This is a genomic window from [Actinomadura] parvosata subsp. kistnae (genome assembly GCF_900323885.1).
Lineage (GTDB): Bacteria > Actinomycetota > Actinomycetes > Streptosporangiales > Streptosporangiaceae > Nonomuraea > Nonomuraea composti.
In genome coordinates this window covers 589,335-614,552 of sequence record NZ_OOHJ01000015.1, presented here as the reverse complement: position 1 = coordinate 614,552, position 25,218 = coordinate 589,335, and the positions used below count along the sequence as shown (strand labels likewise).

The 25,218-nt window shown below is 71.3% G+C and carries 23 protein-coding genes; 15 read left to right on the top strand and 8 right to left on the bottom strand.

The features are described from left to right. Positions 1-5 precede the first annotated feature (5 nt). The 3 genes from KIS93_RS17535 to KIS93_RS17525 all read right to left on the bottom strand — a co-directional run bounded on the left by KIS93_RS17535 (position 6) and on the right by KIS93_RS17525 (position 4,054). Positions 6-776 (bottom strand): hypothetical protein, encoded by a 771-nt coding sequence (locus KIS93_RS17535; RefSeq protein WP_186404288.1) that lies wholly within the window; start codon positions 774-776, stop codon positions 6-8. Between the two features lie 41 nt (positions 777-817). After that, positions 818-2,509, bottom strand: coding sequence for a serine/threonine-protein kinase (locus tag KIS93_RS65280; protein WP_246005302.1), 1,692 nt, complete (start codon positions 2,507-2,509; stop codon positions 818-820). A 183-nt stretch (positions 2,510-2,692) separates the two neighbouring features. After that, positions 2,693-4,054, bottom strand: coding sequence for an FAD-binding oxidoreductase (locus KIS93_RS17525; protein ID WP_230465962.1), 1,362 nt, complete (start codon positions 4,052-4,054; stop codon positions 2,693-2,695). 112 nt (positions 4,055-4,166) lie between these two features. Here KIS93_RS17525 and KIS93_RS17520 point away from each other — a divergent pair, with 112 nt between their 5' ends. Further along, positions 4,167-4,685 (top strand): hypothetical protein, encoded by a 519-nt coding sequence (locus KIS93_RS17520; RefSeq protein ID WP_080036585.1) that lies wholly within the window; start codon positions 4,167-4,169, stop codon positions 4,683-4,685. 45 nt (positions 4,686-4,730) lie between these two features. Here KIS93_RS17520 and KIS93_RS17515 read toward each other — a convergent pair whose 3' ends face one another. Further along, positions 4,731-5,942: an aspartate aminotransferase type Ic gene (locus KIS93_RS17515; protein WP_080036586.1), complete on the bottom strand. Its 1,212-nt coding sequence runs from the start codon at positions 5,940-5,942 to the stop codon at positions 4,731-4,733. A gap of 203 nt (positions 5,943-6,145) precedes the next feature. Between KIS93_RS17515 and ctaD the strand changes: the two genes are divergently transcribed. The 8 genes from ctaD to KIS93_RS17475 all read left to right on the top strand — a co-directional run bounded on the left by ctaD (position 6,146) and on the right by KIS93_RS17475 (position 15,323). After that, the gene (gene ctaD / locus KIS93_RS17510; RefSeq protein ID WP_080036587.1) at positions 6,146-7,852 is read left to right on the top strand and encodes an aa3-type cytochrome oxidase subunit I; all 1,707 of its coding nucleotides are present in this window, start codon (positions 6,146-6,148) and stop codon (positions 7,850-7,852) included. Positions 7,853-7,892: 40 nt separating this feature from the next. Then, positions 7,893-8,126 carry a hypothetical protein gene (locus KIS93_RS17505; RefSeq protein ID WP_080036588.1) on the top strand — a complete coding sequence of 78 codons (234 nt, stop codon included), beginning with the start codon at positions 7,893-7,895 and terminating at the stop codon, positions 8,124-8,126. Positions 8,127-8,131: 5 nt separating this feature from the next. Beyond that, complete coding sequence (gene frdA / locus KIS93_RS17500; protein WP_080036589.1) at positions 8,132-9,877, top strand: fumarate reductase (quinol) flavoprotein subunit; 1,746 nt, start codon at positions 8,132-8,134, stop codon at positions 9,875-9,877. After that, positions 9,870-10,631, top strand: a complete 762-nt coding sequence (gene sdhB / locus KIS93_RS17495) for a succinate dehydrogenase iron-sulfur subunit (RefSeq protein ID WP_230465963.1) — start codon at positions 9,870-9,872, stop codon at positions 10,629-10,631. The genes frdA and sdhB overlap by 8 nt, the downstream gene beginning before the upstream one ends. After that, the gene (locus tag KIS93_RS17490; protein WP_080036591.1) at positions 10,628-11,032 is read left to right on the top strand and encodes a fumarate reductase subunit C; all 405 of its coding nucleotides are present in this window, start codon (positions 10,628-10,630) and stop codon (positions 11,030-11,032) included. The genes sdhB and KIS93_RS17490 overlap by 4 nt, the downstream gene beginning before the upstream one ends. A 20-nt stretch (positions 11,033-11,052) precedes the next feature. After that, positions 11,053-11,418, top strand: coding sequence for a fumarate reductase subunit FrdD (frdD, locus tag KIS93_RS17485; RefSeq protein ID WP_080036592.1), 366 nt, complete (start codon positions 11,053-11,055; stop codon positions 11,416-11,418). A 122-nt stretch (positions 11,419-11,540) separates the two neighbouring features. Continuing rightward, entirely contained in the window at positions 11,541-14,285 is a 2,745-nt protein-coding gene (locus KIS93_RS17480; RefSeq protein ID WP_230465964.1) for an immune inhibitor A domain-containing protein, read from the top strand. Positions 14,286-14,384: 99 nt separating this feature from the next. Then, on the top strand, positions 14,385-15,323 hold the full coding sequence (locus KIS93_RS17475; protein WP_080036593.1) for a diacylglycerol/lipid kinase family protein: 939 nt from the start codon (positions 14,385-14,387) through the stop codon (positions 15,321-15,323). A gap of 150 nt (positions 15,324-15,473) precedes the next feature. On the opposite strand, the gene KIS93_RS17470 is transcribed toward KIS93_RS17475, so the two are convergent. Together KIS93_RS17470 and KIS93_RS17465 are read right to left on the bottom strand one after the other, a co-directional pair. After that, entirely contained in the window at positions 15,474-16,241 is a 768-nt protein-coding gene (locus tag KIS93_RS17470) for an SWIM zinc finger family protein (RefSeq protein WP_080036594.1), read from the bottom strand. 49 nt (positions 16,242-16,290) lie between these two features. Beyond that, positions 16,291-19,164: a DEAD/DEAH box helicase gene (locus tag KIS93_RS17465; RefSeq protein ID WP_246005301.1), complete on the bottom strand. Its 2,874-nt coding sequence runs from the start codon at positions 19,162-19,164 to the stop codon at positions 16,291-16,293. A gap of 323 nt (positions 19,165-19,487) precedes the next feature. On the opposite strand from KIS93_RS17465, the gene KIS93_RS17460 reads away from it, so the two are divergent. The 6 genes from KIS93_RS17460 (at position 19,488) to KIS93_RS17435 (ending at position 23,026) form a co-directional block, all read left to right on the top strand. Next, the gene (locus KIS93_RS17460; RefSeq protein WP_080036596.1) at positions 19,488-20,240 is read left to right on the top strand and encodes a class I SAM-dependent methyltransferase; all 753 of its coding nucleotides are present in this window, start codon (positions 19,488-19,490) and stop codon (positions 20,238-20,240) included. 96 nt (positions 20,241-20,336) lie between these two features. Further along, positions 20,337-20,510, top strand: a complete 174-nt coding sequence (locus KIS93_RS17455; RefSeq protein ID WP_155126423.1) for a hypothetical protein — start codon at positions 20,337-20,339, stop codon at positions 20,508-20,510. Positions 20,511-20,582: 72 nt separating this feature from the next. Continuing rightward, positions 20,583-20,963 carry a phage holin family protein gene (locus KIS93_RS17450; RefSeq protein ID WP_080046444.1) on the top strand — a complete coding sequence of 127 codons (381 nt, stop codon included), beginning with the start codon at positions 20,583-20,585 and terminating at the stop codon, positions 20,961-20,963. Then, positions 20,960-21,637 (top strand): DUF3618 domain-containing protein, encoded by a 678-nt coding sequence (locus KIS93_RS17445; protein WP_080036597.1) that lies wholly within the window; start codon positions 20,960-20,962, stop codon positions 21,635-21,637. The genes KIS93_RS17450 and KIS93_RS17445 overlap by 4 nt, the downstream gene beginning before the upstream one ends. Positions 21,638-21,644: 7 nt before the next feature. Continuing rightward, positions 21,645-22,595 carry a YihY/virulence factor BrkB family protein gene (locus tag KIS93_RS17440; protein WP_080036598.1) on the top strand — a complete coding sequence of 317 codons (951 nt, stop codon included), beginning with the start codon at positions 21,645-21,647 and terminating at the stop codon, positions 22,593-22,595. Further along, entirely contained in the window at positions 22,592-23,026 is a 435-nt protein-coding gene (locus KIS93_RS17435; protein WP_080036599.1) for a protease inhibitor I42 family protein, read from the top strand. Before KIS93_RS17440 ends, KIS93_RS17435 begins: the two co-directional genes overlap by 4 nt. 63 nt (positions 23,027-23,089) lie before the next feature. Here the strand turns inward: KIS93_RS17435 and KIS93_RS17430 are convergent, their stop codons facing one another. Both KIS93_RS17430 and KIS93_RS17425 read right to left on the bottom strand, forming a co-directional pair. Continuing rightward, the gene (locus tag KIS93_RS17430) at positions 23,090-23,665 is read right to left on the bottom strand and encodes a TetR/AcrR family transcriptional regulator (protein ID WP_080036600.1); all 576 of its coding nucleotides are present in this window, start codon (positions 23,663-23,665) and stop codon (positions 23,090-23,092) included. Between the two features lie 6 nt (positions 23,666-23,671). Next, positions 23,672-25,204 (bottom strand): MFS transporter, encoded by a 1,533-nt coding sequence (locus KIS93_RS17425; RefSeq protein WP_080036601.1) that lies wholly within the window; start codon positions 25,202-25,204, stop codon positions 23,672-23,674. Positions 25,205-25,218: the final 14 nt, after the last annotated feature.

The window sequence follows — 25,218 nt, the reverse complement described above, 5'->3', positions numbered from 1 at the left end:
AGTGCTCAGCCGCAGTGGCTCCAGCCCGACTTCCAGCTCAGCGCGCCGAACGCGCCGCCCCACATCACGCACTTCTTGGCCGCGGCCAGGCGCACTGGGCCGGCGTAGGCGGTGAACGCGCCGTTGTCGCCGCCCGTCGCGCCGCCCTGCACCTGGAGGGTCGCGCTCATCTTCGTCTTGTTCGGGTACACGTAACGGGACATCGTGACCACGCAGTTCTTGCCCGCGCTGCTGCTGTAGAGCAGGTAGACCGTGGCCTTGTCGCCCAGCGCGTGCGAGTTGATGATCTTGTAGCCGGAGCCGCACGCCGCAGCCGGGCTGTAGGTGTTCGGCTTCAGGGCCGCCTCGGGCTTCGCGCTCGTCTTCGACGACGGCGTCTTCGACGTCTTGGGCGTGGGGGACGGGCTGCGCGCCGGGTCCACCTCAGGCTCGATGAGCGTCGTCGACTTCTTCTTCGTCTTGGTCGGCGTCGGCGTCGGCTCGGCCTTCTTCGTGGTGGTCTGCGGCCTCGGAGCCTGCGTGACCGGGTCCGGCACCTGAGCGATCGGCTCCTTGGTCGGCTTCCTGGTCTTCTTGGTCTCCTCCGGCTCGATGTCCAGCGTGGGCACCGGCGCCGCGCTGTCCGTCGGCTGCGCCACGGGCGGCGGCTGCTGCTCGGACGGGCCCTCGCCCGGCTGGCCCGCACCCGAGCCGCCCTCGGACTCGCTGGCCGAGTTGCCCACGGCCACGACCGGGGCCTCCTTGCTGTTGGCCTGCACGACGACCGCGCCGATCACGACGAGCAGCGCCGCTGCCGCCGCGCCGGACAGGGCGAGCGTCAGGGTACGTCGCTGCTTCGCGGGCGCACCCCCACCCGGCCGCGTCCCCGCCCCACCAGCGGGACCACCGGCCCCACCGGGACCACTGGGCCCGTTGAGCCTGCCCGGCCCGCCAGGCCCGCTCGGGCCACCGGCTCCGCCTGGCCCGCCGGCGCCGCCCGGCCCGCCCGGGCCTGCGGGGCCGCCGTGGGCGCCTGCCGGGAAGGGCTGGCCGGAGCCCGGCATGCCGGACGCCGCGCCCTGCTGCCCACCAGCGGGCCCGCCCTGCATCCCGGGCGCACCCTGCGGACCGCCCTGACCGGCACCCTGCGCACCGTGCGGGCCACCTGGCACAGAGCCCGGCACGCCGGCGCCCTGAGGGCCGCCGGCGACGCCCGCCTGAGGGCCGCCGGGCATGCCCGCCTGGGGCCCGCCGGGCATCCCGGGCTGCGGCATCCCGGCGTGCGGCCCGCCCTGAGCCCCAGCACCCGCGCCGCCCTGGGGGCCGGGGCCGGCGGGAGCGCCGTGCGGCATGCCCGCCTGAGGTCCGTTGCCCGCAGCGCCCTGGATCGGGCCGGGGGAGGTGTTGCCCGCCGGGCCGAGGTGCGCCGTCGCGGCCGCCGCCTGGTGGCCGTAGTCGCCCGTCTGCGGCACCGGAAGCTGCTGGGGCCCGGTCGGCTGGTGCCAGGGGCCGGGGTAGTCGTCCTGCCCGGACGCGCCACCAGAGCCGCCAGGGCCACCGGAGCCCCCGGCGCGCCAGCACCGGCAGGCGCGCCCGCGCCGGCCGCACCGGCAGCGGCGCCGGCCGCACCCGCACCCGTGGCGGCGCCGCCGGTCGCGCCCGCGGCGGCGCCGAAGGTCCTCTGGCCACCCGTCACGGGCTCGATGGCCGCCTTCGGGGCGGGCTGGCCGGTGAGGTGGACGATGAGCTCGTCCGCGCTGGGCCGCTGCGCCGGGTCCTTGGACAGGCAGGCGGCCACCAGGTCGCCCAGCAGCCCCTCCATCGTCCCGAGCTCCGGCTCCTCGTTGAGGATCCGGTTCATCACGACGGGAATGGAGTCGGCCCCGAACGCGGGCTTGCCGGTGGCGGCGAACACCATGGTGACGCCCCAGGCGAACACGTCGGCCGCCTCCGACACCTGCGCCCCGCTGAGCTGCTCGGGCGCCAGGTACGAGGGCGTGCCCATGGCCATGCCGGTGGCGGTGGCGCCGGGGGAGTCGAGGGCGCGGGCGATGCCGAAGTCGATCACGACGGGGCCTTCGGGCCCCATCAGCACGTTCGCGGGCTTGAAGTCGCGGTGCAGGATGCCGGCCCGGTGGATGGCCGCGAGCGCGGTCGCCGTACTGATCGCCAGTCGTTCCAGGGCGGCGCCCCGCCGCGGCCCTTCGTTGATGACCAGCTCGCGCAGGGAGGGGCCGGGCACGTACTCGCTGACGATGTACGGCCGGCTCCCGTCCAGGTCGGCGTGGAGCACGGGAGCGGTGCAGAACCGGGCGACGCGCTGGGCGACCGCCACCTCGCGCAGGAAGCGGGTGCGGGCGTCGGCGTCCGCCACCAGGGCGTTGTGCAGCAGCTTGACGGCGACCTGTTCCCCCGAGTCGCTCTTGCCGAGATAGACAACGCCCTGGCCGCCCTCGCCGAGCCGGGCGACGATGTCATACGCCCCCAGCCGCCGCGGATCGTCCGCCGCCAACGGCTGGAACTGATTCACGTCGGACCCCCATTACAACCCAATAGATGAGGCAAAACGCTACCAGCGTGACCCTTGAGGCGTCTGCCGGACCTGTCAGAAGTTTCATGTTTTGACGAGGGAAGTCAGGGTCCCGTCGCAGGTCGTGTGCGCTTGGACGCCCAAGGTCACGGCTTGGTGAAGGCAAGATCCACGAGGTCGGGGTCAGATCGCCTTGCCCGGATTGAGGATGCCGAGGGGGTCGAACACGGCCTTGATGCCCCGCTGGAGCTCGCCCGCCACCGGCCCCGACTCCAGCTCCAGCCAGCGCCGCTTCAGCAGCCCGACGCCGTGCTCGCCGGTGAGCGTGCCGCCGAGCGCGAGCGCGTCCTTGAACACCTCGTCCGCCGCGGCCCACACCTCGGGGGGCGGCTCGACGGTGCCGTGCTCGAAGATGAAGACCGGGTGCAGGTTGCCGTCGCCCGCGTGCGCGACGGTGGCGATCCGCACCCCGTGCCGCACCGCCGCCGCCTCGATCCTGCCGATCATCTCGGCCAGCGCCGAGCGGGGCACGCACACGTCCTCGACCAGGCAGGCGCCCTGGCGCTCCTTGGCCCCGTACGCCAGCCGCCGCAGCCCAATCAGCTCGTCGGCCTCCTGCGGGCTGGAGGAGACGGCCACGAACGAGGCGCCGTTCTCCGTGCAGATCCGCTCCATGCGCTCCACGGCGGCCTGGCCGTCGGCGGCGTCGGACTGGCCGATGAGCATGGCCTGCGTGGCCGGTTCGAGCCCGATGTTGCGCCACTCGTCGATGGCCTCCAGCGTGGCCCGGTCGAGCAGTTCCATGAGCGACGGCTGGCAGCCGGCCGCCATGATCGCCGACACGGCCGCGCCCGCGTCCCGCAGCGAGGAGAAGTCGGCGGCGAACGTCGCGGGCGGCGCGGCCGGCGCGCGCCGCAGCCGCACCGTGGCGGCGGTGATCACGCCGAGCGTGCCCTCGGAGCCGACGAACAGCCCGGTCAGGTCGTAGCCGGTGACGCCCTTCATCGTGCGCCGCCCGGTGTTCAGCACCCGGCCGTCGGCCAGCACCACTTCGAGGCCGAGCGCGGAGTCCCTGGTCACGCCGTACTTGACGCAGCGCAGCCCGCCGGCGTTGGTGGCCAGGTTCCCGCCGATGGTGGAGATCTCGTACGAGGACGGGTCCGGCGCGTACATCAGCCCGTGCTGCCTGGCGGCCCTGTCCAGGTCGGCGGTGATGACGCCGGGCTCGACGACGGCGATCTCGTCGGCGGGGGAGAGCTCCCTGATCGCGGTCATCTTCGCCAGCGACAGGATGATCGAGCCGTCGCCGGCCACGGAGGCGCCGGCCAGGCCGGTGCCGCCGCCGCGCGGCACCACCGGCACGCGGTGCTCGGTGGCCCACCTCATCGTGGTGACGACGTCGTCGCGGGTGGTGGCGAGCACGACGCCGAGCGGCTTGCCGGGCTCCAGGAACGTGCGGTCGCGGGCGTAGGAGTCGATCACGTCGGGATCGGTCACGACGCGGGCATCGGACAGAGCGTCCACCAGGGCATCAATCGGTCTCACACTATGCACCTTATGGTTTGCGCAGCGCGTTTCTTAAGGCCAGACTGCCCAGGTGAAAGTCGGGTGCCCGGTGTGTGCGGAAGCTGACCAGGTTGTCGCGGTTCCTGGGGCGGTGGCCGCTGGGACCACGTACCGGATCGGGCGGGTGCGGTTACCAGGCACGCGCGAGGTCGCCGACCTGCCCACGGCGGCGGAGCTCGGCGCGTCCAAGCACGTCATGAGCCGCACGCAGCTCGCGGTGTGGCTGTCGTTCCCCAGCCGACACTACACGGCGTGGGCCAGGAACCAGGGATACGTGCTGCTGCTGGTCGCGGCCCTGGTGCATCTCGTCGTGTCGCTGGTGATCGCGATGGGCCAGGACCCGAACTGGGGCGAGGTGCTGCTGGCGCCGTTCTGCCTGACCGGCCTGTTCTGGGCGTTCGGCCTGCTGAACGTGCTCGGCGCGCGCGGCGCCCGCCGGCGCGACCGGGCGGAGGCGCCCGCCAGGGAGAAGGCGCTGCGCGTGTGGGAGAGCCTGTACTACTGCGCGCGCGACAACGTCGTCTTCGAGCCGGGCGTGGACATCACGTTCCACCCCAGCGAGACGCGCGAGTACATCTTCGGCTTCAGGAACGGCGGCCCCCGCCCTTAGCAGGACGGCCCCCGCCCCTAGTGGGACGGGGGCCGCCAGCCGGGTTCAGCCGCGCTCTTCGGCGACCAGGCGGACGCAGACGGCCAGGCCGTTGATGGCCTGCTCCAGCTCGTCGAGGCCGGGGTAGGTCGGCGCGATCCTGATCACGCGGTCGTCGGGGTCCTTGCCGTACGGGTGCGTGGCCCCGGCGGGCGTCAGCGCGATGCCGGCCGCCTTGGCCCTGGCCACCACCTCGGCGGCGTGCGGCACCTCCAGGCTGATGAAGTAGCCGCCCCGCGGGCTCGTCCAGGTGGCCAGGTCACCCAGCCGCTCGGTCAGCACCTTGTCGACCAGCTCGAACTTCGGGCCGATCAGCTCGGCGTGCCGGCGCATGTGCGCGGCCACCCCGGCGCCGTCACGCAGGAACTCGACGTGGCGGAGCTGGTTGATCTTGTCGGGGCCGATCGACTGCTTCGAGGTGTTGTGCAGGAACCACTTCACGTTCGCCGGGGAGCCGCCGAAGAACGAGACGCCGGAGCCGGCCAGCGTCACCTTCGAGGTGGAGGCGTAGACGAACACCCGGTCGGCGTTGCCGTGCTCGGCGGCCAGGGCCAGCAGGTCGGCCAGCTCGTCGGGGGTGTCGGTGAGGTGGTGCACCGCGTACGCGTTGTCCCAGAAGATCCGGAAGTCGGGCGCGGCCGTCCGCATGGCGGCCAGCCTGCGCACGGTCTCGTCGCTGTAGGTGATGCCGGACGGGTTGCTGTACTTCGGCACGCACCACATGCCCTTGACGCTCGCGTCGGCGGCGACCAGGCGCTCGACGACGTCCATGTCGGGGCCCTCGGCGGTCATCGGCACGGGCACCATCTTGATGCCGAACCGCTCGCAGATCGTGAAGTGCCGGTCGTAGCCGGGCACCGGGCACAGGAACGTGATCTCCGGCTCCTCGACCCACCGGCGGGCGGCGCCGGGCACCGGCGTGAGCAGCGCGTGCACCACGGTGTCGTGCATCAGCGCCAGGCTGGAGTTGCCGCCGACGACGAGCTGCTCCGCCGGCACCTGCACCAGCGGCGCGAACAGCTCGCGCAGCTCCGCCAGGCCCTGGAGGTTGCCGTAGTTGCGGCCGTCGGTGCCGTCGGCCGCCTGGTAGGACGTGGGCAGTTTGAGCAGATCGTTGGAGAGGTCGAGCTGGCGCGGCGACGGCTTGCCCCTGGTGAGGTCGAGCGAGAGCCCTCGCTGGACGAGGTCGGCGTAGTCACGCTGGGCGGTCACGAGCATCTCCTCCGATTCTGTTGACCTTCGAAGGATAGAAGATGTCACCGGCCCGGCCGGACGGTATCCGCCATGTGGACAGCCATGGAGACGGGGCGCGGATCAAAGCTTTCGGGAGCCAATCACAAAGAACGCCTAGCCGAGCGGCGATCGTTGGCGTGGAATGGGTAGATCGGGGCAGGCACAACTCCGCGTCGGAGGGAGCAGCCGTGACGACCGTTCGAGAGACCTCGATCGAGCAGGTCAGGCGCCGTCGCACCGGGACGATCATCGCATCCTGGCTGTCGACGACCGATCACAAGGTCATCGGGTACCTCTACCTGATCACCTCGTTCGCCTTCTTCCTCGTCGCGGGCGTCATGGCCATGTTCATCCGGGCCGAGCTGGCCGCGCCCGGCATGCAGATCGTCAGCCAGCAGCAGTACAACCAGCTCTTCACCATCCACGGCACGGTGATGCTGCTGCTGTTCGCCACCCCGCTGTTCGCGGGGTTCGCGAACGTGGTCATGCCGCTGCAGATCGGCGCCCCCGACGTGGCCTTCCCCCGGCTGAACGCGGTGGCGTACTGGCTGTTCCTGTTCGGCGGGCTGATGGTGGTCGCGGGTTTCTTCACGCCGGGCGGCGCGGCCGACTTCGGCTGGTTCGCCTACACGCCGCTGTCGTCGGCGGTGCACACGCCGCAGGTCGGCGCGGACCTGTGGATCATGGGCCTGGCGATGTCGGGCCTCGGCACGATCCTCGGCGCGGTCAACTTCGTGACCACGATCATCGGCATGCGGGCGCCCGGCATGACGATGTTCCGCATGCCGATGTTCACCTGGAACGTGCTGCTGACCAGCATGCTCGTGCTGATGGCCTTCCCCGTGCTGGCGGCGGCGCTGCTGGTGCTGGAGTCCGACCGCAAGCTGGGCACGCAGGTCTTCCTGTCCGACAACGGCGGGCCGATCCTCTGGCAGCACCTGTTCTGGTTCTTCGGCCATCCCGAGGTCTACATCATCGCGCTGCCGTTCTTCGGCATCATCACCGAGGTCATCCCGGTCTTCAGCCGCAAGCCGATCTTCGGCTACGGGAGCCTGGTCGGGGCCACGATCGCGATCGCCGGGCTGTCGATGACGGTGTGGGCGCACCACATGTTCCCCACCGGGCAGGTGCTGCTGCCGTTCTTCTCGTTCATGACGTTCCTCATCGCGGTGCCGACCGGGGTGAAGTTCTTCAACTGGATCGGCACGATGTGGCGCGGCCATCTGAGCTTCGAGACGCCGATGTTGTTCGCGATCGGCTTCCTCGTGACGTTCCTGCTGGGCGGGCTGACCGGGATCATCCTGGCCTCGCCGCCGCTCGACTTCCACATCAGCGACACGTACTTCGTCGTCGCGCACTTCCACTACGTGGTGTTCGGCACCGTCGTGTTCGCCATGTTCTCGGGCTTCTACTTCTGGTGGCCGAAGATGACCGGCCGGCTGCTCGACGACCGGCTCGGCAAGATCCACTTCTGGACGCTGTTCATCGGCTTCCACACCACGTTCCTCATCCAGCACGTGCTCGGCCAGCTCGGCATGCCCAGGCGTTACGCCGACTACGGCGCGGCCGACGGCTTCACCACGCTGAACGAGATCTCCTCGGTCGGGGCGTTCCTGCTGGGCGCCTCGACGCTGCCGTTCCTCTACAACGTCTGGAAGACCGCCCGGCACGCCCCCAAGGTCACGCTCGACGACCCGTGGGGCTACGGCAACTCCCTCGAATGGGCGACGAGCTGCCCGCCGCCGCGCCACAACTTCACCCGCATGCCGCCCATCCGCTCCGAACGCCCGGCCTTCGACCTGCACTACCCGCACGAGAAGCCCGACGAGCAGCCGCCGGAGACCGAAGAGAGCGGCACTCCCGAGGTGCCGCCGCGCCAGGACGCCCCCGGCTGACCCTCCTCCATGACCTTTCGCCTATCTAGGGAGATCGGCGATGACAGGCACGAAGATTCCCTTCGACCCCGAGACGGCCCCCTGCGGGAAGCAGTCCGGAGGTGATCGCCTCGTCGACGACGACGGCTACGGCCTGGTCATCCGCGACCAGCTCTTCGACTGCGGCTGCCGCCGCATCAGGCACGAGTACCACGACGGCAGCATCCACCTGTCCGCCATCCGCCACGACGGCAAGCGGGTGAAGGACCCGATCCGGCCGGACCTCGGGAAGTGACGTAGATGATCGACGTGCTCATCGTCGGAGGAGGCGGAGCCGGGCTGCGGGCCGCCGTGGCGGTCGCCGAGACCGACCCCGCGCTCAAGGTGGCGGTCGTGTCGAAGGTGTATCCGATGCGCAGCCACACCGTCTCCGCCGAGGGCGGCGCCGCCGGGGTGATCGCCCCTGGGGACACGCTCGACGAGCACTGCTACGACACGATCTCGGGCGGCGACTGGCTGTGCGACCAGGACGCGGTGGAGGCGTTCGTGGCCGAGGCGCCCAAGGAGCTGATCCAGCTCGAACACTGGGGCTGCCCGTGGAGCCGCGAGAGCGACGGGCGGGTCGCGGTGCGGCCGTTCGGCGGCATGAAGAAGATGCGCACCTGGTACGCGGCCGACAAGACCGGCTTCCACCTGCTGCACACGCTCTTCCAGACCACCTTGAAATATCAGGACATCATCAGGTACGACGAGTGGTACGTCACCAAGCTCCTCGTCGACGACGGCCGCGTCCACGGCGTCGTCGCCACCGAGATCAGGACCGGCCGCATCGAGACCATCCCCGCCAGGACCGTCATCCTGGCCACCGGCGGCTGCGGCCGGGTCTTCCCCTTCACCACGAACGCCGCCGTCAAGACCGGCGACGGCATGGCGCTGGCCTACCGGGAGGGCGCGCCGCTCAAGGACATGGAGTTCGTCCAGTACCACCCGACCGGCCTGCCGTTCACGGGCATCCTCATCACCGAGGCGGCCAGGGCGGAGGGCGGCTGGCTGATCAACAAGGACGGCTACCGCTACCTCCAGGACTACGACCTGGGCAAGCCGACGCCCACCCCGAGGCTGCGCAGCATGGAGCTGGGGCCGCGCGACCGGCTCTCGCAGGCGTTCGTGCACGAGCAGCGGCAGGGCCGCACCGTGGACACCCCGTACGGGCCGGTGGTCTACCTCGACCTGCGCCACCTCGGCGAGGCGAAGATCGACGCCCGCATCCCGTTCGTGCGCGAGCTGTGCCGCAGCTACCAGAACCTCGACCCGGCCACCGACCTCATCCCGGTCCGCCCGGTCGTGCACTACATGATGGGCGGCGTCCACACCGACCTCCACGGCGCCACCCCCATCGCGGGCCTGTACGCGGCCGGGGAGACGGCCTGCGTGAGCATCAACGGCGCCAACCGGCTGGGCTCCAACTCGCTGCCGGAGATCCTCGTCTTCGGCCGCCGGGCGGGCATCGCGGCGGCCGCGTTCGCCAAGGAGCACCGCGAGGCCGAGCCGCCGGCCGTACGGAGCCAGGGCGAGGACGAGCGGCGGCGGCTGGAACGCGCGCGCGAGGGCGGCCGGCCCCGGAACGGGCGCGGCGAGCGGATCGCCGACCTGCGCGAGCGGATGCAGCACACCCTCGAAGGGGCGGCCGGCATCTACCGCACGGGCGACGTGCTGGCCAAGGCCGTGGACACGCTCGCGGAGCTGCGCGAGCGGGCCGAGGAGGCCCGCATGGAGGACAGCAGCACCGCGTTCAACACGGAGCTGATCAACCTGCTGGAGCTGCGCAGCATGCTGGAGATCGCGCAGACGATCGCCGCCTGCGCGCTGAACAGGGAGGAGTCGCGCGGCGCGCACCAGCGCACCGACTTCTCGGCCAGGGACGACGCGGCGTTCCTGGCGCACTCGCTGGTGCACCGCGCCCCCGACGGCACGCCGTCGGTCGGCCTGCTGCCCGTGACGATCACACGCTGGCCACCGGGAGAAAGGGTCTACGGCCGTGACTGACACGACGCAAGCGGTACGGCAGGCGGCGGGCACCCGGACGATCCGGATGGAAGTGGCGAGGTACCGGCCCGGGCAGGACGCCGAGCCGGTCTTCCAGGGCTACGACGTGCCGCTCATGAGCGACTGGGCCGTGCTGGACGGCCTCAACCACATCAAGGACCAGCTCGACGGCAGCCTGTCCTACCGCTGGTCGTGCCGGATGGGCGTGTGCGGCTCGTGCGGCATGACGGTCAACGGCGAGGCCCGGCTGACCTGCGGCACCTTCCTCAGCGAGTACGGCGACGGGCCGGTCAGGGTCGAGCCGCTGAAGGGGTTCCCGATCATCAGGGACCTGGTGGTGGACATCGACGGGTTCCTGGCCAAGCTGTCGTCGGTGCGGCCCTGGCTGATCAGGGAGGGCGAGGACCTGCCGCTGACCGCCGAGTACGCCCAGACGCCCGAGCAGCTGGAGGCGTACAAGCAGTACAGCATGTGCATCAACTGCCTGCTGTGTTACTCGGCCTGCCCGGTCTACGTGCTCGACCCCGACTTCCTCGGCCCGGCCGCCATCGCGCTGGCCCAGCGCTACAACCTCGACTCGCGGGACATGGGCGACCGCTTCGACGTGCTCAACCAGGAGGACGCGGTGTGGGGGTGCACGTTCGTCGGCGAGTGCACGAAGGTCTGCCCGAAGCACGTGGACCCGGCCGAGGCGATCCAGCGTTACAAGCTGACCGCCGCGCTGCGCTCGGTGCTGCCGTGGAGCAGGCGATGAAGACCGAGGTGCCCGCGGGCGCCGCCTACCGGCCGCGGCGGGACCGCCTCTGGTTCGCCCGCACCCGCAGCTACACGGTCTTCGTGCTGCGCGAGCTGACCAGCGTCTTCGTGGCCTGGTCGGTGGCGTTCCTGCTGATGCTGGTCAGCGCGGTGCTGAGCGGCGGGCTGCCGGAGTTCGTGGCGCTGGCCGGGCGGCCCTGGATGATCGCGATCAACGTGGTGGCGCTGGCGGCGACCGCGTTCCACTCGGTCACGTTCCTGAACCTCGCGCCGAAGGCCACGGTCGTGCGCCTGGACGGCTACCGGCTGCCCGCGTGGATGATCCAGGGCGGCAACCACTCGCTGTGGCTGGTCGTCTCGGCGGTCATCGCGTTCTTCGTGCTCCGGGGGTTCCGATGAGGCGTGCTGAGGGGGTTCGGATGAGGCGTGCCGAGGGGGTCGCGGTGCGGCGCACGCCGGAGCCGTACCTGTGGCTGCTGTTCAGCGGCGGGGGAGTGGTGGCGGCGCTCGTGCTGCCGGTGCTGGTGCTGCTGTTCGGGGTGCTCATGCCGCTCGGGGTCGTGGACTGGCCCACCGCCGGGCACCTGCGCGGGCTGCTGGGCAACGTGCTCGTACGGCTCGCGCTCGTCGTGGTGGTCGTGCTGTGTCTCTTCCACGCCGCGCACCGGATCCGGCACACCAGTGAGGAGCTGCTCGGTCTGGCCCGGTTCGACCTGGTGATAGCACTGTTTTGTTACGGCGGGGCTATTGCGGGCGGGGTCATTGCCGTGATGCTGATGTTCTGAAATGTCGTAGTTTGATCACGTTTCAACAACGTACTTTACGTTCGGTTGACGTACCCCTTAGCGTCCGGCATTGCACACCCTATGGCCATGCGCCCGGCGACCCCGGGCAGAGAGGGTTCCTGGTGCCTCGTACTAAGCGCCTGTTAGCAACGATCCCGGCGGTCGCCCTCCTTGGCGCCGCCCTGTCCACGCCCCCGGCGGCCGCGACCTCCGTCGCGAACTACCAGCCCACGGCGGCGGACTACTACATCAACTACGCTCCTCCGGCCGTCCCCCACGAGACGAAGGAGCCCAAGGTCGAGGACGCGCGCTCGCGCTCACTCACCCCCGCCCAGAAGTTCGACCGGAAGTTCAACAGCGGCAACCCGGCGACCGGCCGCATCCTCGCCGCCCGCGAGGAGCAGGCCATCAGGACCGGGCGCAACCCCGCTGAATGGATCTTCAAGAACACCAAGCAGACCCGCACGGCCAAGCTCCTGACGGTCCTCGTCGAGTTCAACGAGCAGGCCAACGACGACTTCTCCGGCTTCAACCGCCTGCGCAGCACCCAGGGCGCCGCCGACGACTGCGTCGTCGAGCCGCCCGGCACGCTCATGAACGGCCCGCTGCACAACCAGATCCCCGACCCGGCCACGCTGCCGCACAAGGACAACAACTCCTTCTGGGTCAAGGACTTCAGCACCGAGCACTTCAACAAGATGCTCTACACCGACAAGGGCATCACCGAGCGCGTCCGCCTCGACCTGAAGGACCCGCGCGACGGCAAGCCCGGCATCGACATCTCCGGCTACACCATGAAGAAGATGTACGAGGAGATGTCGAAGGGCGCCTACTCCGTCACCGGCTCCGCCGTCGGCTGGATCAAGGTGCCGCACTCCGAGGCCTGGTACGGCGCCGCCGCCTGCGGCAACCCGCCCCAGGACATGTCCGGCCACCCGGACAACCCGATCGGCGCCCAGCAGCTGCCCATCGACACCGTCAACGCCCTGGCCCAGGCCCAGCCCGACTTCCCGTGGGCGGACTACGACGTCGAGGACATCTCCGACGCCGACGGTGACGGCAACTTCGCCGAGCCCGACGGCGTGATCGACCACCTCGTGCTCGTGCACGCCGGCAAGGACAAGTCCTCCGACGGCGGCGCCCAGGGCACGTACGCGATCTGGGCCCACTCCAGCGCCGTCGCCGGCGGCTACAAGGTGCCCGGCACCAACATCAAGATCTCCAACTACATCGTGCAGCCCGAGGACTCCGGCGTCGGCGTCTTCGCCCACGAGTACGGCCACGACCTCGGCCTGCCCGACCTGTACGACACCTCCGGCCAGTACAGCTCCGCCGTGGACTTCTGGGACCTGATGTCCAGCGGCTCCCACTCCGGCCCGATCTTCCAGTCGATGCCGAGCCACATGGGCCTGTGGGACAAGTGGGTGCTCGGCTGGGCGAACCCGAAGACGTTCAACCCCGGTGACGCCGCCAAGCTCGTCACCGTCGGCCAGGCGTCGCGCACGCCCAAGCTCACCCAGGACGGCGTCCGGGTGAACCTGGCCTCCACGCCGCTCAAGATGATCGACGTGCACAGCGGCTCCAACGCCTGGTGGAGCGGCCTCGACCAGGACTGGGCCAACCTCAGCCTGCAGCGCGACCTGCCCGTCCCCGCCGGCACCGATCTCAAGCTGTGGATGTGGAACAACTACGAGATCGAGCAGGACTGGGACTTCGGCTTCGTCGAGGTCTCCACCGACGGCGGCCAGACGTGGACCCAGCAGAAGGTCTACGACGAGGCCGGCAACGAGGTCAGCACGCCGGACGACTACCCGGACCCGTACAAGAACCTCAAGACCTTCGGCAACAAGAAGTACGGACTCACCGGTGACACCGGCGGCGCCTGGCGGCACGACTACGTGAACCTGACGCCGTTCGCCGGGCAGACCATCAAGCTGCGGCTCACCTACAACACCGACGCCGCCTTCCAGGCGCGCGGCTGGCACGTGGACGACTTCCAGCTCACCAACGGCGGCACCGCCGTGTGGAGCGACGACGTCGAGAGCGACACCGGCTGGAAGCCGCTGCACGGCACGTTCACCAACACCAGCGGCACCGGCTGGACGCGCAACAACGGCGAGCGCGAGATCCAGCGCTTCTACCTCGCCGAGTGGCGCAACTTCGACGGCTTCGACAAGGGCCTGCAGTACACCTACGACACCGACTACTCCCGTGACGGGGCGTGGAAGGTGCAGAAGATCAAGTACAACGCGCCCGGTCTGCTCGTCTGGTACCGCGACTCGACGTACATCAACAACAACCTCGGCGACAGCCTCAGGCAGCCGCCGAGCCTCGGCTCCAAGGGCAGCCTGCTCGTCGTCGACTCCCACTTCGACCCGCTGCGCAGGACCGGTGTGGCCGCGGAGAAGGACCCGACGCTGCAGAAGAACCTCCAGGGCCGGGTGCAGTCCTCCAACGCCGCGTTCGGGTTCGGCAAGACGTACCCGTTCAAGGAGTGCCTGGAGGCGCCGGACGAGCCGTTCAGCGCGTACTGCACGGACCTGCCCGCGCAGAAGGGCGTCTCCACCTTCACCGACGCCAAGACCTGGTACCCGGGCCTCGAGGTGATCGACGGCGGGCTGTACTTCCGCGACGCCGACGCCTCCGTGGTCGTCCCGTCCAAGGGCGACCAGACCTACACCACCCGCGTGGTGCACCAGGACGGCACCCCCGCCACCGAGCTGTACGGCCAGGTGGCCGCCGGCTCCGTCCTCGGCACCGGCAACCCCGGCGACGAGGGCAAGGCGCTGGGCGTGCAGTTCAAGCTCGTGAGCCCGCTCCCCGGCAACCTGGGCGCGATCGTTCACGTGGTGCCCCCGAAGAAGTAACCCGTCCGAGGGCCGCCGGCCACCCCGGCGGCCCCTAAGATCAGTCGCGTCCGGCGATCGATCTCAGGTCGCGAGTCTTTGCACCTACGATTGATGACCATGAGCGAACTGCGCACCAAAGATGAGCACACCGAGGCGATCCGGCGGGATCGCCGGGTGGCGGTGGTGGTGAACACTCGCTCACGCCGCGGCCGCCGTCACTACTTCGAGGTGATCGAGCAGATCCACAACCTCGGGTTCGACCCGCTGGCGGAGCTGTCGGTCTACAACACCAAGAAGCTGCGCGACCTGCTCGACACCGCCCTCGCCACCGACCCCGACCTGCTCATCGTCGGCGGTGGCGACGGCACGCTGTCCACGGCCGTGCGCCATGTCGCCCACCGCGACGTGGCGCTCGGCGTGCTGCCGCTCGGCACCACCAACAACTTCGCCCGCAGCCTCGGGCTGCCGCTCGACCTCGCCGGCGCGATCCGCGTGTTCGCCACCGGCAAGGTCGCCGACATCGACCTCGGCATGGCCGACGACCGGCCGTTCGCGAACCTGGCCAGCTTCGGCGTCTCCGTCGAGGTGGCCGGCAAGGTCAAGCCGTGGCTTAAACGCGTCGTCGGCCGCCCCGCCTACCCGCTCACCGCGCTGACCATCCTGCCCAACCACCGGCCGTTCCGCGCCTACATCACCGTCGAGGGGCAGCGCCACGAGCTGCTCACCCACCAGCTCAACATCGCCAACGGCCGCTTCCACGGCGGCTGGCAGGTCGCCCGCGACATCAGCATCGACAACGGCATGCTCGTCGCCTACCAGCTCGGCTCCGGCAAGAAGCTGCGCCTGCTCGGCGAGACCCTGCTGCGCGCCACCACCGGCCGCTGGCGCAGCCTGGCCGGCGGGCCGTTCGTCGTCGGCAGGGAGATGCTGCTGGAGACCGACCCCCCGATGGCCGCTGACGTCGACGGCGAGGTGCGGCTGCGCACTCCGATCCGGCTCCGCGTGGTTCCGAACGGAGTGCGCGTCATGGTGCCCGCCGCCTTCGAGGACCGCTGAGTCTCAGCCGACTTTCAGCGGCTCAGGTCCAGGAAAATCCCATGGTTCCGCCCTTTCCCTAGGTCGCGGCTTCTCCTGCCCAAAGTAACCGAGCAATCTCCGTGCGTCACGGGCAGGTTGCGGGCAGGGAAAGTGCGAAGGGGGCGTACGTCACGCGTCCGCAAGCCCCTTGTACGCCGGGGTGAGCGCACTCTCCAGCTCGCCGGGCGGCGGGAAGACCCGCAACAGCAGATCGGGCGCCACCGCCACCGGCCGCCGCTCCGGCCGGTGCGCCGTCGCCCCCGGCGCGTAGAAATCGGCCAGCCGATCCGCGAACGGCACATCCGCCACCCGCAACGGATCCGCCCCCCGCTCCTCCGCCAGCGACCCCAGCAACTGCTCTTTCGTCCGCCCCCGCCACGCCAGCACCAGGAACGGATCGTCGTCGAACGACTCCGCCAGCAGGTACAGCACCGCCGACAGGTGCTTGCACGGGAAACCCCAGTCGGGGCACGAGCAGTGCATGTCGAGATCGCGCGGGAACAGGTCGGCGCCCAGCGCCGCGAACAACTCCTCGATCTCCTCCGGCATCTCACCGGCCAGCAGCCTGGCCCGGTAGACGGCCTGCGCCGCGATCTCCTCCTCGATGGCGGCCCAGCGCTCCTCGCCGTACGCCTCGATCCTGACCACGACCTCGTACGGATCCGGCCGCGACCCCTGCACGGCGGCCGTCACCTCACCGGCGGCCAGCTCGATCGACAACACCTGCCCCTTGCGGGCGTAGGCGCGCCCCCGCGAGAGCCGGCCCTTGTCGCAGACGCGCTCCAGGATGTCGATGAACCGGCGCGACCACCAGGCGGAGCCGATACTGCCCCGCTGCGACCTGGCCTTGATCCCGCCCTCGACCCGAATCGGCCCACTCGCCGCGAACCACGCCATCAGCTCACCTCGCCCGCTGTGCCCGGCAGAGTGGCCTCCCACCAGGCCATCAGCCCACCCCCTCGGCCGTCAGGCGGAACACCTCGCGCAGCTCCTCCGTGGACAGGTCGGTCAGCCAGTCTTCGCCCGTGCCGACCACCCGCTCGGCCAGCGCCTTCTTGCGCTCGATCATCTGGTCCACACGCTCCTCCAGGGTGCCCGCGCAGATGAGCTTGCGCACCTGCACGTTCTTGCGCTGCCCGATCCGGAACGCGCGGTCGGTCGCCTGGTCCTCCACCGCCGGGTTCCACCAGCGGTCCACGTGCACCACGTGGTTGGCGGCGGTCAGGTTGAGCCCGACCCCGGCCGCCTTCAGCGACAGCACGAACAGCGCCGGCTCCGGATCCTGCTGGAAGCGGTCCACCAGCCGGTCGCGGGTCTTCTTCGGCAGCCCGCCGTGCAGCCAGAGCACCGGCCGGTCGAGCCGCTGCGCCAGATAGGGCTGCAGCATCGCGCCGAACTCGGCGTACTGCGTGAACAGCAGCGCCTTCTCGCCCTCCGCCAGGATCTCCTCCGACAGCTGCTCCAGCCGGGCCAGCTTCCCCGACCGGCCGGCCAGCCGCGAGCCGTCTTTCAGCAGGTGGGCGGGATGGTTGCAGACCTGCTTGAGCTTGGCCATGGCCGACAGCACCAGCCCGCGCCGCTCGATGCCCTCACTGCTGTCGATCTTGGCCAGCATGTCGTCCACGACCGCCTGGTAGAGCGTGGCCTGCTCCGTCGTGAGCGGGCACCACTCCTTGACCTCCAGCTTCTCCGGCAGGTCCGAGATGATCGACTTGTCGGTCTTGAGCCGGCGCAGGATGAACGGGCCCGTCGCCCGCTTGAGCGCGGTGGCCGCCTGCTCGTCCTGCCGGGCCTCGATCGGCTCCTGGAACCGCGTCCTGAACCGCGACCGCGGCCCCAGCAGGCCCGGGTTCGCGAACTCCATGATCGACCAGAGCTCGGCCAGGTGATTCTCCACCGGAGTGCCCGTCAACGCGAGCCTCGTGCCCGTCGGGATGGCCCGCACCGCCTGGGCCTGCAACGTGCCGCTGTTCTTGATCGCCTGCGCTTCGTCGCACACGACCCTGCGCCACTGGTACTGCTTGAGCGTCTCCAGGTCGCGCTGGGCGGTGCCGTAGGTGGTGATCACCAGATCGGCCTCCGCGATCCCGGCCGCGTCACGCCCGCTGCCGTGGTGCACGTACACCCGCAACCCCGGCGCGAACCGCGCCGCCTCCCGCTGCCAGTTACCGATCAACGACATCGGACACACCAGCAACGTCGGCCCGACCCCGTCGTCCGGCACGGGCACGGCGGCCTCACCCGCGGGCGCCGGAGCGCCGGCACGTTCAGGAGTGTGAGAGCCCGGGGCGGCGGTGCGTTCGTGGACGAGGAGGGCCAGGGTGGTGATCGTCTTGCCCAGGCCCATGTCGTCGGCCAGCACCCCGCCCAGCCCCAGCCCCGACAGGAAGCTCAGCCACGCCAGCCCGCGCTCCTGGTACGGCCGCAGCGTGGCATCGAGGCCCGGCGGGGTCGCCAGCGGGGTGAGGCGGCGCTCGGCCTGCCCCGACAGCAGGTCGCCCAGCACCCCGTCGGCGTCGATCTCCAGCAGCGGCAGCTCCTCGTCGTCGCTCTGCACGACCTGTCGCAGGATCTCGGCGGCGCTCGCCGCACCCGCACGGCCGCCCTCGACCGCCCGCAACGCCGCCTTGAGCTGCCGGTCGTCCAGCTCCACCCACTGGCCGCGCACCCGCACCAGCGGCACCTTGAGCCTGGCCAGCTCGGCCAGCTCCGCCTCGCTGATCGTCTCGTCGCCGACCGCGAGGTCCACCCGGAAGTCGACCAGCTCCCGCATGCCGAAGCCCTGTCCGGCCGCCGCCGACTGCTGCTTCCTGGTGCGGGTGGTCAGCTTCAGCCCCAGCCGCGTGCGGCCCGCCCAGCGGGGCAGCTGCACCCCGAACCCGGCCGCCTGCAGCAGCGGCGCCGCCTGCCGCAGGAACCCGAACGCGCCCGCCGTGTCGAGCACCAGCTCGCTCGGCTCCGGCACGCGCAGCGCCCGGTCCAGCTCCGGGTACAGCCGCACCGCCCGCCCCAGCCCCGTCAGCAGCTCCCGCTCGGGCCTGCCCGGCAGCCCCGTCACCCCGCCCCAGACCTGCGCGGCCGGGACGTACAGGCTGGGGTCGTCGGCGGCCTGCAACGCCAGCTCCACCCGCCAGTCGTCGCCTTCGGCAGGCTCCAGCAGCCGGAAGCACACCCGCGTCGCCCCCTCGGACGCCGCCACCGCCGCGTACCACCTCTCCAGCTCCCGCCGCAGCTCCGGCACGTCAGGACAGGCCCCGCCGACCCCGGTGGGCGGGGGGCCGGTGAGGGCGGCCAGCCAGCGCTCCTGGAGCGTGCGGGGCGGCCTGGTGAGCAGGGGCTCGGTGAGCGTGCGGCGGACCAGGGCGTCGGTGAACGCCTCCAGGGCCTCCAGCTGGACCTCCGTGGAGGGGCGTTCGGTGGAGGAGGTGCGGCAGGCGGGCGGCATGGCCAGGGCCAGGTCGCGGAAGTAGGCGGCGTCGGCCCCCGTCAGGACCGGCCGCCACACGGCCCTGGCGTCGTCCTCGGGGGCCGCCCACATCGCCATCTCGTCGCCTGTCCGATTCGCGTCACGCTCGGGGGCGGGGGCGAGCACGAGTTGCGGGATCACGCGCCCCCGCCGTACCAAATCGTGGGCGAAGGCGGCGACGGCGGCCCAGTGGCGCATCGTCGCGGTGCCGGTGTGCTCGGCGAGCACGCGCAGGGCGTCGTCGGCGGGCGGGACGACGGCGGGCACCCGCCACAGCCGCAGCCGGGGGCGCGCCACCTCCGCCATGCGGCCGGTCTCGGGCGAGGGCAGCGGCTCCTTCGCCGACCCGGGCAACAGCAGCTCCAGCAGCCGCGACCACCGCTCGTGCGGCGTGGCCGGCGCCTCGCGAGGTGGGGCGTCGGGGCCGAGGGTGGTGGCGAGGGCGGGAGCGGGGCGGCGAACGGGTGGAGCCGGGGCGTGCCGGCCGAACCTGAGCGTGCCGGGCCCCGGGCGGGGTCGGGGTGCGGGGGGTCGGCGGGGGTGGTTTCCGCCCAGAAGGCGAGCCCCTCCGTTGTCCAGACCCCGTGTACCAGCACCCCGGCAGGTTACCCGCCCCCGCGGAAGATCGGTGCAGGGCGCGGGCGGGCTGTGGACAACCGGCGGTTAGGGTCGGAGGCATGAGGTTTTCGGGGGCCGAGAGCAGGTGGCGTGAGGGGCTGGGCACGCTGCGCGACGTCGTCCGTCAGGAACTGGTGACCCGTCAGCTCGCGGAGAACCTGCCCGCCACCGCCTGTCACGTCCTCGACGTCGGCTCCGGGCAGGGCACGCAGGCGCTCAGGATGGCCGCCAGGGGCCACCAGGTGACCGCGCTGGACGCCTCCCGGGAGCTGCTCGACCTCCTGGAGGCCGGGATCCAGCCCGGTATGCGGGTCAGGACCGTGCAGGCCCAGGCGGAGCGGCTGGGGGAGCTGTTCGAGCCGGGCGGGTTCGACGTGGTGCTCTGTCATGGTGTGCTGATGTACTTCGACGACCCCGACCCGCTTCTCGCCGGTCTGGCGGGCATGCTGGCGCCGGGCGGGGTGCTGTCGCTGCTCGTGCGCAACGGTGACGGGCTGGCCATGCGGCCCGGGTTGCAGGGTGACTGGGCGGGGGCGCTGGCGGCGTTCGACGAGACGCGTTACCGGAACCGGATCGGCGTCACGGCCAGGGCCGACCGGCTGGGGGAGCTGACGCGGCGGCTGGCGGGGCACGGGCTGGAGGTGGGGCGCTGGTACGGCGTGCGCGTGTTCAGCGACCTCGCGCCCCGTGACGCGCCCATTCCCGCCGATCTCGACGCGCTGCTGGCGGCCGAGGAGCGGGCGGGCAGCACCGATCCCTACCGGGCGGTGGCCGCCCTCACGCATCTCATCTGCCGCCCCGCCGCCGGTTGAAGGAGGGCGACCCGCCTCGGCTGCCTGAAGCAGGCATCTGCTAAAGACGATGTATCGCGTCTGTTGCCCCGCCGTCCTAAGGCGTAGGATTGTGGTATGAACCCTCCCGGATCGTGGTGTGAGCGGCCCAAGCCGCAGGCTCCCTCGTGCGAGCTGCCGTCCCCGTGGAGCAAGCCGAAGCAGCCCGACAACTGGTGCGAGGTCCAGAAGGACCCGGTGCTGTCCGTGCTGGGGTTCCTGTTCAAGGCCGCCGCGAAGAAGCGCCGCTGAGCGCGTGACAGCCGGGTGATAGAAGCCCGGTTGTCGGGGTAGTCGCCTTCCTCATTGGAGGAGGCGAACGTCGTGAACGACACTCACAAACTGGTCAACGATCTCTCCGAGCAGGTCTCCAGGCTCGTCAAGGATGAGCTTCGCCTGGCCAGGATGGAGCTCACGGAGAAGGGCAAGCGCGCCGGTTTCGGCGCGGGCCTGTTCGGCGCGGCGGGAATGGCCGCGTTCTTCGGCGGTGCGGCCCTGGTGGCCGCCGTCGTCATGCTCCTCGCTTTGGTACTGCCCGGGTGGGCGGCCGCCGCGATCGTGGCGGGAGCGCTGTTCATCGCCGCCGCCGTGCTCGGGCTTTTCGGCAAGAACGAGGTCAAACGGGCCACGCCGCCGGTCCCCGAGGAGGCCATCGCGAGCGTCAAGGCCGACATCGACATGGTCAAGGAGAGGGCACGGCGATGAGCGAGACGGACCCGGGATACAGCCAACAGCACGCCGGTGACGTCGGAGCGCACCGGGCCACGGTGGGCACGCCGACGGAGCGCGAGTCCATCAACGTCCCTCCGACCAGGCCGGAGGCGGCGGACAACGCGCGCAGGGCCGAGGCGGCCCGCCAGGAACACGAGACGTTCATCCCCGAGGCCCCCATCCAGGACGAGCGTTCCGAAGCGGTCGAGCACCTGCGGACGGAAGAGGAGTCCCTGGGCAGCGGCGCGGGCCGCGGGAACGACGAGGAAGAGGAGGACGAGGACGACGTGCGCAAGGACATCCAGGAGACGCGCAGAGAAATGGGCGAGACCGTCAGCCAGCTCGCGGCCAAGGCCGACGTGAAGGCCCGCGCGGGCCACGCGGCGGAGGTGGCCAAGGACCGGGCGGGCCACGCGGCCGAGGTGGCCAAGGACCGCGCGGGCCACGCCGCCGAGGTCGCGAAGGACCGGGCCGCCGACGCGGCCGAGCTGGTCAAGGGCAAGGCGTCGGAGATGGCGGGCAAGGTGCGCGAGAGCACGCCCGACCAGGTCAAGGACGCCGCCGCCGAGGCGAGGAAGCGGCCCGTGCTGCTGATCGCGGTGGTCGGCGCGGTGGCCGCGTTCGCGGTGCGCCGGATGATGCGGCGCCGCAGGGTGATGACCAAGTAGGAATCGTATGCGTTCCCCCCGAGCTGTCCCCGACCATCCCGCCGAGCTGCCGCGCCGCGCGTGGTGGCACGTGTTACGGCGGACGGTCGCCGAGTTCCGCAACGACCGGGTGCCGGATCTGGCGGCGGGGCTGACGTACTACGCCGTGCTGTCGATCTTCCCGGCGCTGATCGTGCTGGTGTCCCTGTTCCGCCTGCTGGGCAGGCAGGACGCGGCCGCGGTCGTGGGCAGCCTGCTCCAGGTGGCGCCGGCCGAGGTGCGTAACGTGATCCAGCAGGGCGTCGAGGCGGTCCAGGGCACGAACCAGACGGCGAGCATCGTCGCCGTCGCCGGGCTCCTCGTCGCCCTGTGGTCGGCCTCCGGTTACGTGGCCGCCTTCATCAGGGCCGGCAACGTGATCTACGACATCGAGGAGGGCCGCCCGTTCTGGAAGGTGACCCCGCTCAGGCTCGCGCTGACGGTGCTGACCACCGTGCTGCTCGCGGTGGGCGCCGTCGCCGTCACGCTGACGGGCAAGCTGGCCGAGGCCGCGGGCGCGGCGCTCGGCCTGAGCGACGCGGTGGTGACGGCGTGGAACGTGCTCAAGTGGCCCGTCCTCGCGCTCGTCGCCGCCGGCATGATCATGGTGCTGTACTGGGCGGCGCCGAACGTCCGCCAGCCGGGCGTGCGCTGGCTGTCGCCGGGCGGGCTGCTCGCGGTGCTGCTGTGGGTGGTCGTCTCCGGCGGTTTCGCCCTGTACGCATCCCGCTTCGCCTCCTACGACAAGACGTACGGGACGCTCGCCGCGGTCGTGGTGTTCCTCGTCTGGCTCTGGCTGTCGAACATGGTGCTGCTGCTCGGCGCCGAGCTGGACGCCGAGCTGATGAGGCAGCGCAGGATCGCCGAAGGGCAGCCGGCCGAGCGGGAGCCGTACGCGGTGCCACGAGACCCGCCCAAGGCCGATAACCTTCCAGAGTGATACGCCGAACGCTTGCCGCAGCCCTGCTCGTCCTCCTGACGGCGGGGTGCGGCGGCGGGTCGGCGGTGAGCGACTACGGCAAGGTCGTCAAGGGCGCCAAGGGCGCGACCGTGCGGGTCGAGGTGCGCTCCGGGCAGCGGTTCTCGCTCAGCGTCCCTGAGAACGCGTCCGTGGGCGACAGCTGGGACCTGGTGGAGGTGCCCGACGCGAAGGTGGCCTCGTTCATCAGTGAGGAGCACGAGAGCGACGGCGGCGGGCCGGGGTCGGGCGGCACCACCTACTTCGTCTTCAACGGCAAGCAGCCGGGCACGACCGAGATCAGGCTGCGTGACTGCTGGCGGTGCGGGCAGGACAAGACGCCCACGACGGAGGAGAGCAAACAGCAGTCGGGCGAGGCGATCTTCGCCGTGACCGTCGTCAGCGCCCGCTGAGAAAGCTGGAGTCGTCGGCGCCCGCTGACGAATATCCGGTCGCCGGCGCTCGCTGGCCGAAATTCAGGGGAGCAGGGCGCGGCACAGCACCGCGAGCGTGGTGCTCGTGGTCGGCTCCGGGTCCGCGCCCGCCGCGAGCCGCCGTTGCGCCTCGCCCAGGATGGCCCACCCCAGGTGCGCCACCAGGTCGGGGCGCTCGTGCCCGGCCTCGGCGACGATGTCGCGCAGCGGGGCGATCAGCGTCTCGTGGAGCTGGTCGAGCCGGTTCTGGCACTCCTGGGGCAGCTCCACGCTGGTGAGCGCGCGCAGCAGCGCGTAGTCGGGATGGGTCACGAACGACAGCGTGACCTCCCCGAACGCGCGGATCCTGGCCGCGGGCCCCGCCTCGCCGGCCGTCGCGCCCGCCAGCCGCTCGGCCCAGCGGGGGATGGCGTCCTCGACGAGCTGGGCCAGGATGTCGGCGGTGGAGGAGAAGTAGCGGTAGACGCTGGAGCGGGCCAGGCCCACCCGCGCCCCCACGGCCGCCGGGGTGAGGGCGGCCGGGCCGTCGGCCACCAGGATCTCCATGGCGGCCGACAGCAGGGCCGCGTGCTGGGTGGCACGGTGGTCGGCCACCGTGGCCGCGTTGATCCTGGGCACCCGGGCTCACTCCTCCTCGCGTCGTCTCCCCCCAGTATCGGGCAGCAGGAACGTCGCCCCGACGCCCGCGAGCAGCACGAGCCCCGTCACGATCGTGACCCGGCGGGTGGCGTCGGCGGACGCGGCGACGGCCGCCGCGTGCCGCGCCGGGTCCCGGATGGCGGGGATGGCGGTGCCGCCGCTCTCGCGGACCGCACGCGCCAGCTCGGGGTGGCCGGGCAGGCGGTCGTTCATGGCGGTGCCGAGCCCCGTGACCAGCACCGCGCCGAGCACCGCGACGCCGATCGCGGCGCCGAGCTGGCGGATCGCGCTCTGCAGGCCGGACGCGGCGCCGGACTTCCTGGCCGGCACGACGGCGAGCATGACGTTCGGCAACTGGGCCGAGGCGAAGCCGATGCCGATCCCGTACGTGACCAGCCAGGGCACCAGCGACCACGGGCCGATCGACGGGGAGACGGTCAGGCCGATCGCGACCGCCGAGCCGGCCTCCAGCGCCAGCCCGAGCCGCACGATGACGCGCGGAGCGAACCGCAGCTTGGGCACCACCCCACCGGCCAGGAACGTGCCGGCGGCGAGCGCGGCCACGATCAGCCCCGTCTCGAACGCGGTGAACCCGATGGCCGACTGCAGGAACAGCGGCAGCACCAGGATCAGGCCGAACTCGCCGAGCATCACGATCATCGCGGTGGCGCCACCGTACCGGAAGGAGGGCAGGGCGAACAGGGACAGGTCGAGCACGACCGGCCGGCCCGCGCGGGCCCTGGCCCGTTCGACCAGGACGAGCGCGGGCAGCGCGAGGGCGGCGAGCGCGAACGCGAGCGGCACCGGCGACAGCCCGCCGGAGCCGTCGGCGGCTGTGAACCAGCCGTACGTCTGGCCCTCGATCAGCCCGAACACCAGCGCCGACGGCCCCATCACCGACAGCAGCAGGCCGGGCACGTCGGCGCCGCCCGCCCGCGGGTCGCGCGACTCGGGCACCTTGAGGGTGCCGAGCAGGACGAGCAGGCCGATGGGCAGGTTCACCCAGAACGCCCAGCGCCAGCCGAGGTCCGTCACCACCCAGCCGCCGAGCAGCGGCCCGAGCGCCGCCATGCCGCCGATGACGGAGCCCCAGACGGCGAACGCGACCGTCCTGCGGGTGCCGGTGTAGAGGGCGTTGACGACGGCGAGCGTCATCGGCACCACCATGGACGCGCCGACGCCCTGGAGCACCCGCGCGCCGATCAGCAGCGCCCCGCCGGCCGCCGTGGCCGCCAGCAGGCTGGCCGCCAGGAAGATCACCAGCCCGATCCGGAACGTCCTGCGCCTGCCGCGCACGTCGCCCACGCGGCCGAGGGGGATGAGCAGGGCGGCGAAGGCCAGCGAGTAGATCGAGTTCACCCATTCGACGTCGGTGGCCGAGAGGCCGAGGTCGGCCATGATCGTGGGGACGGCCACGTTCACGATCGTCGCGTCGATGACGATCATCGACATGCCGACGCCCAGGACGACGAGGGGGAGCCAGCTCTGGCGCTGTGTCTCCTCAGTTAGCGACACCATGTCCCTAACATAGC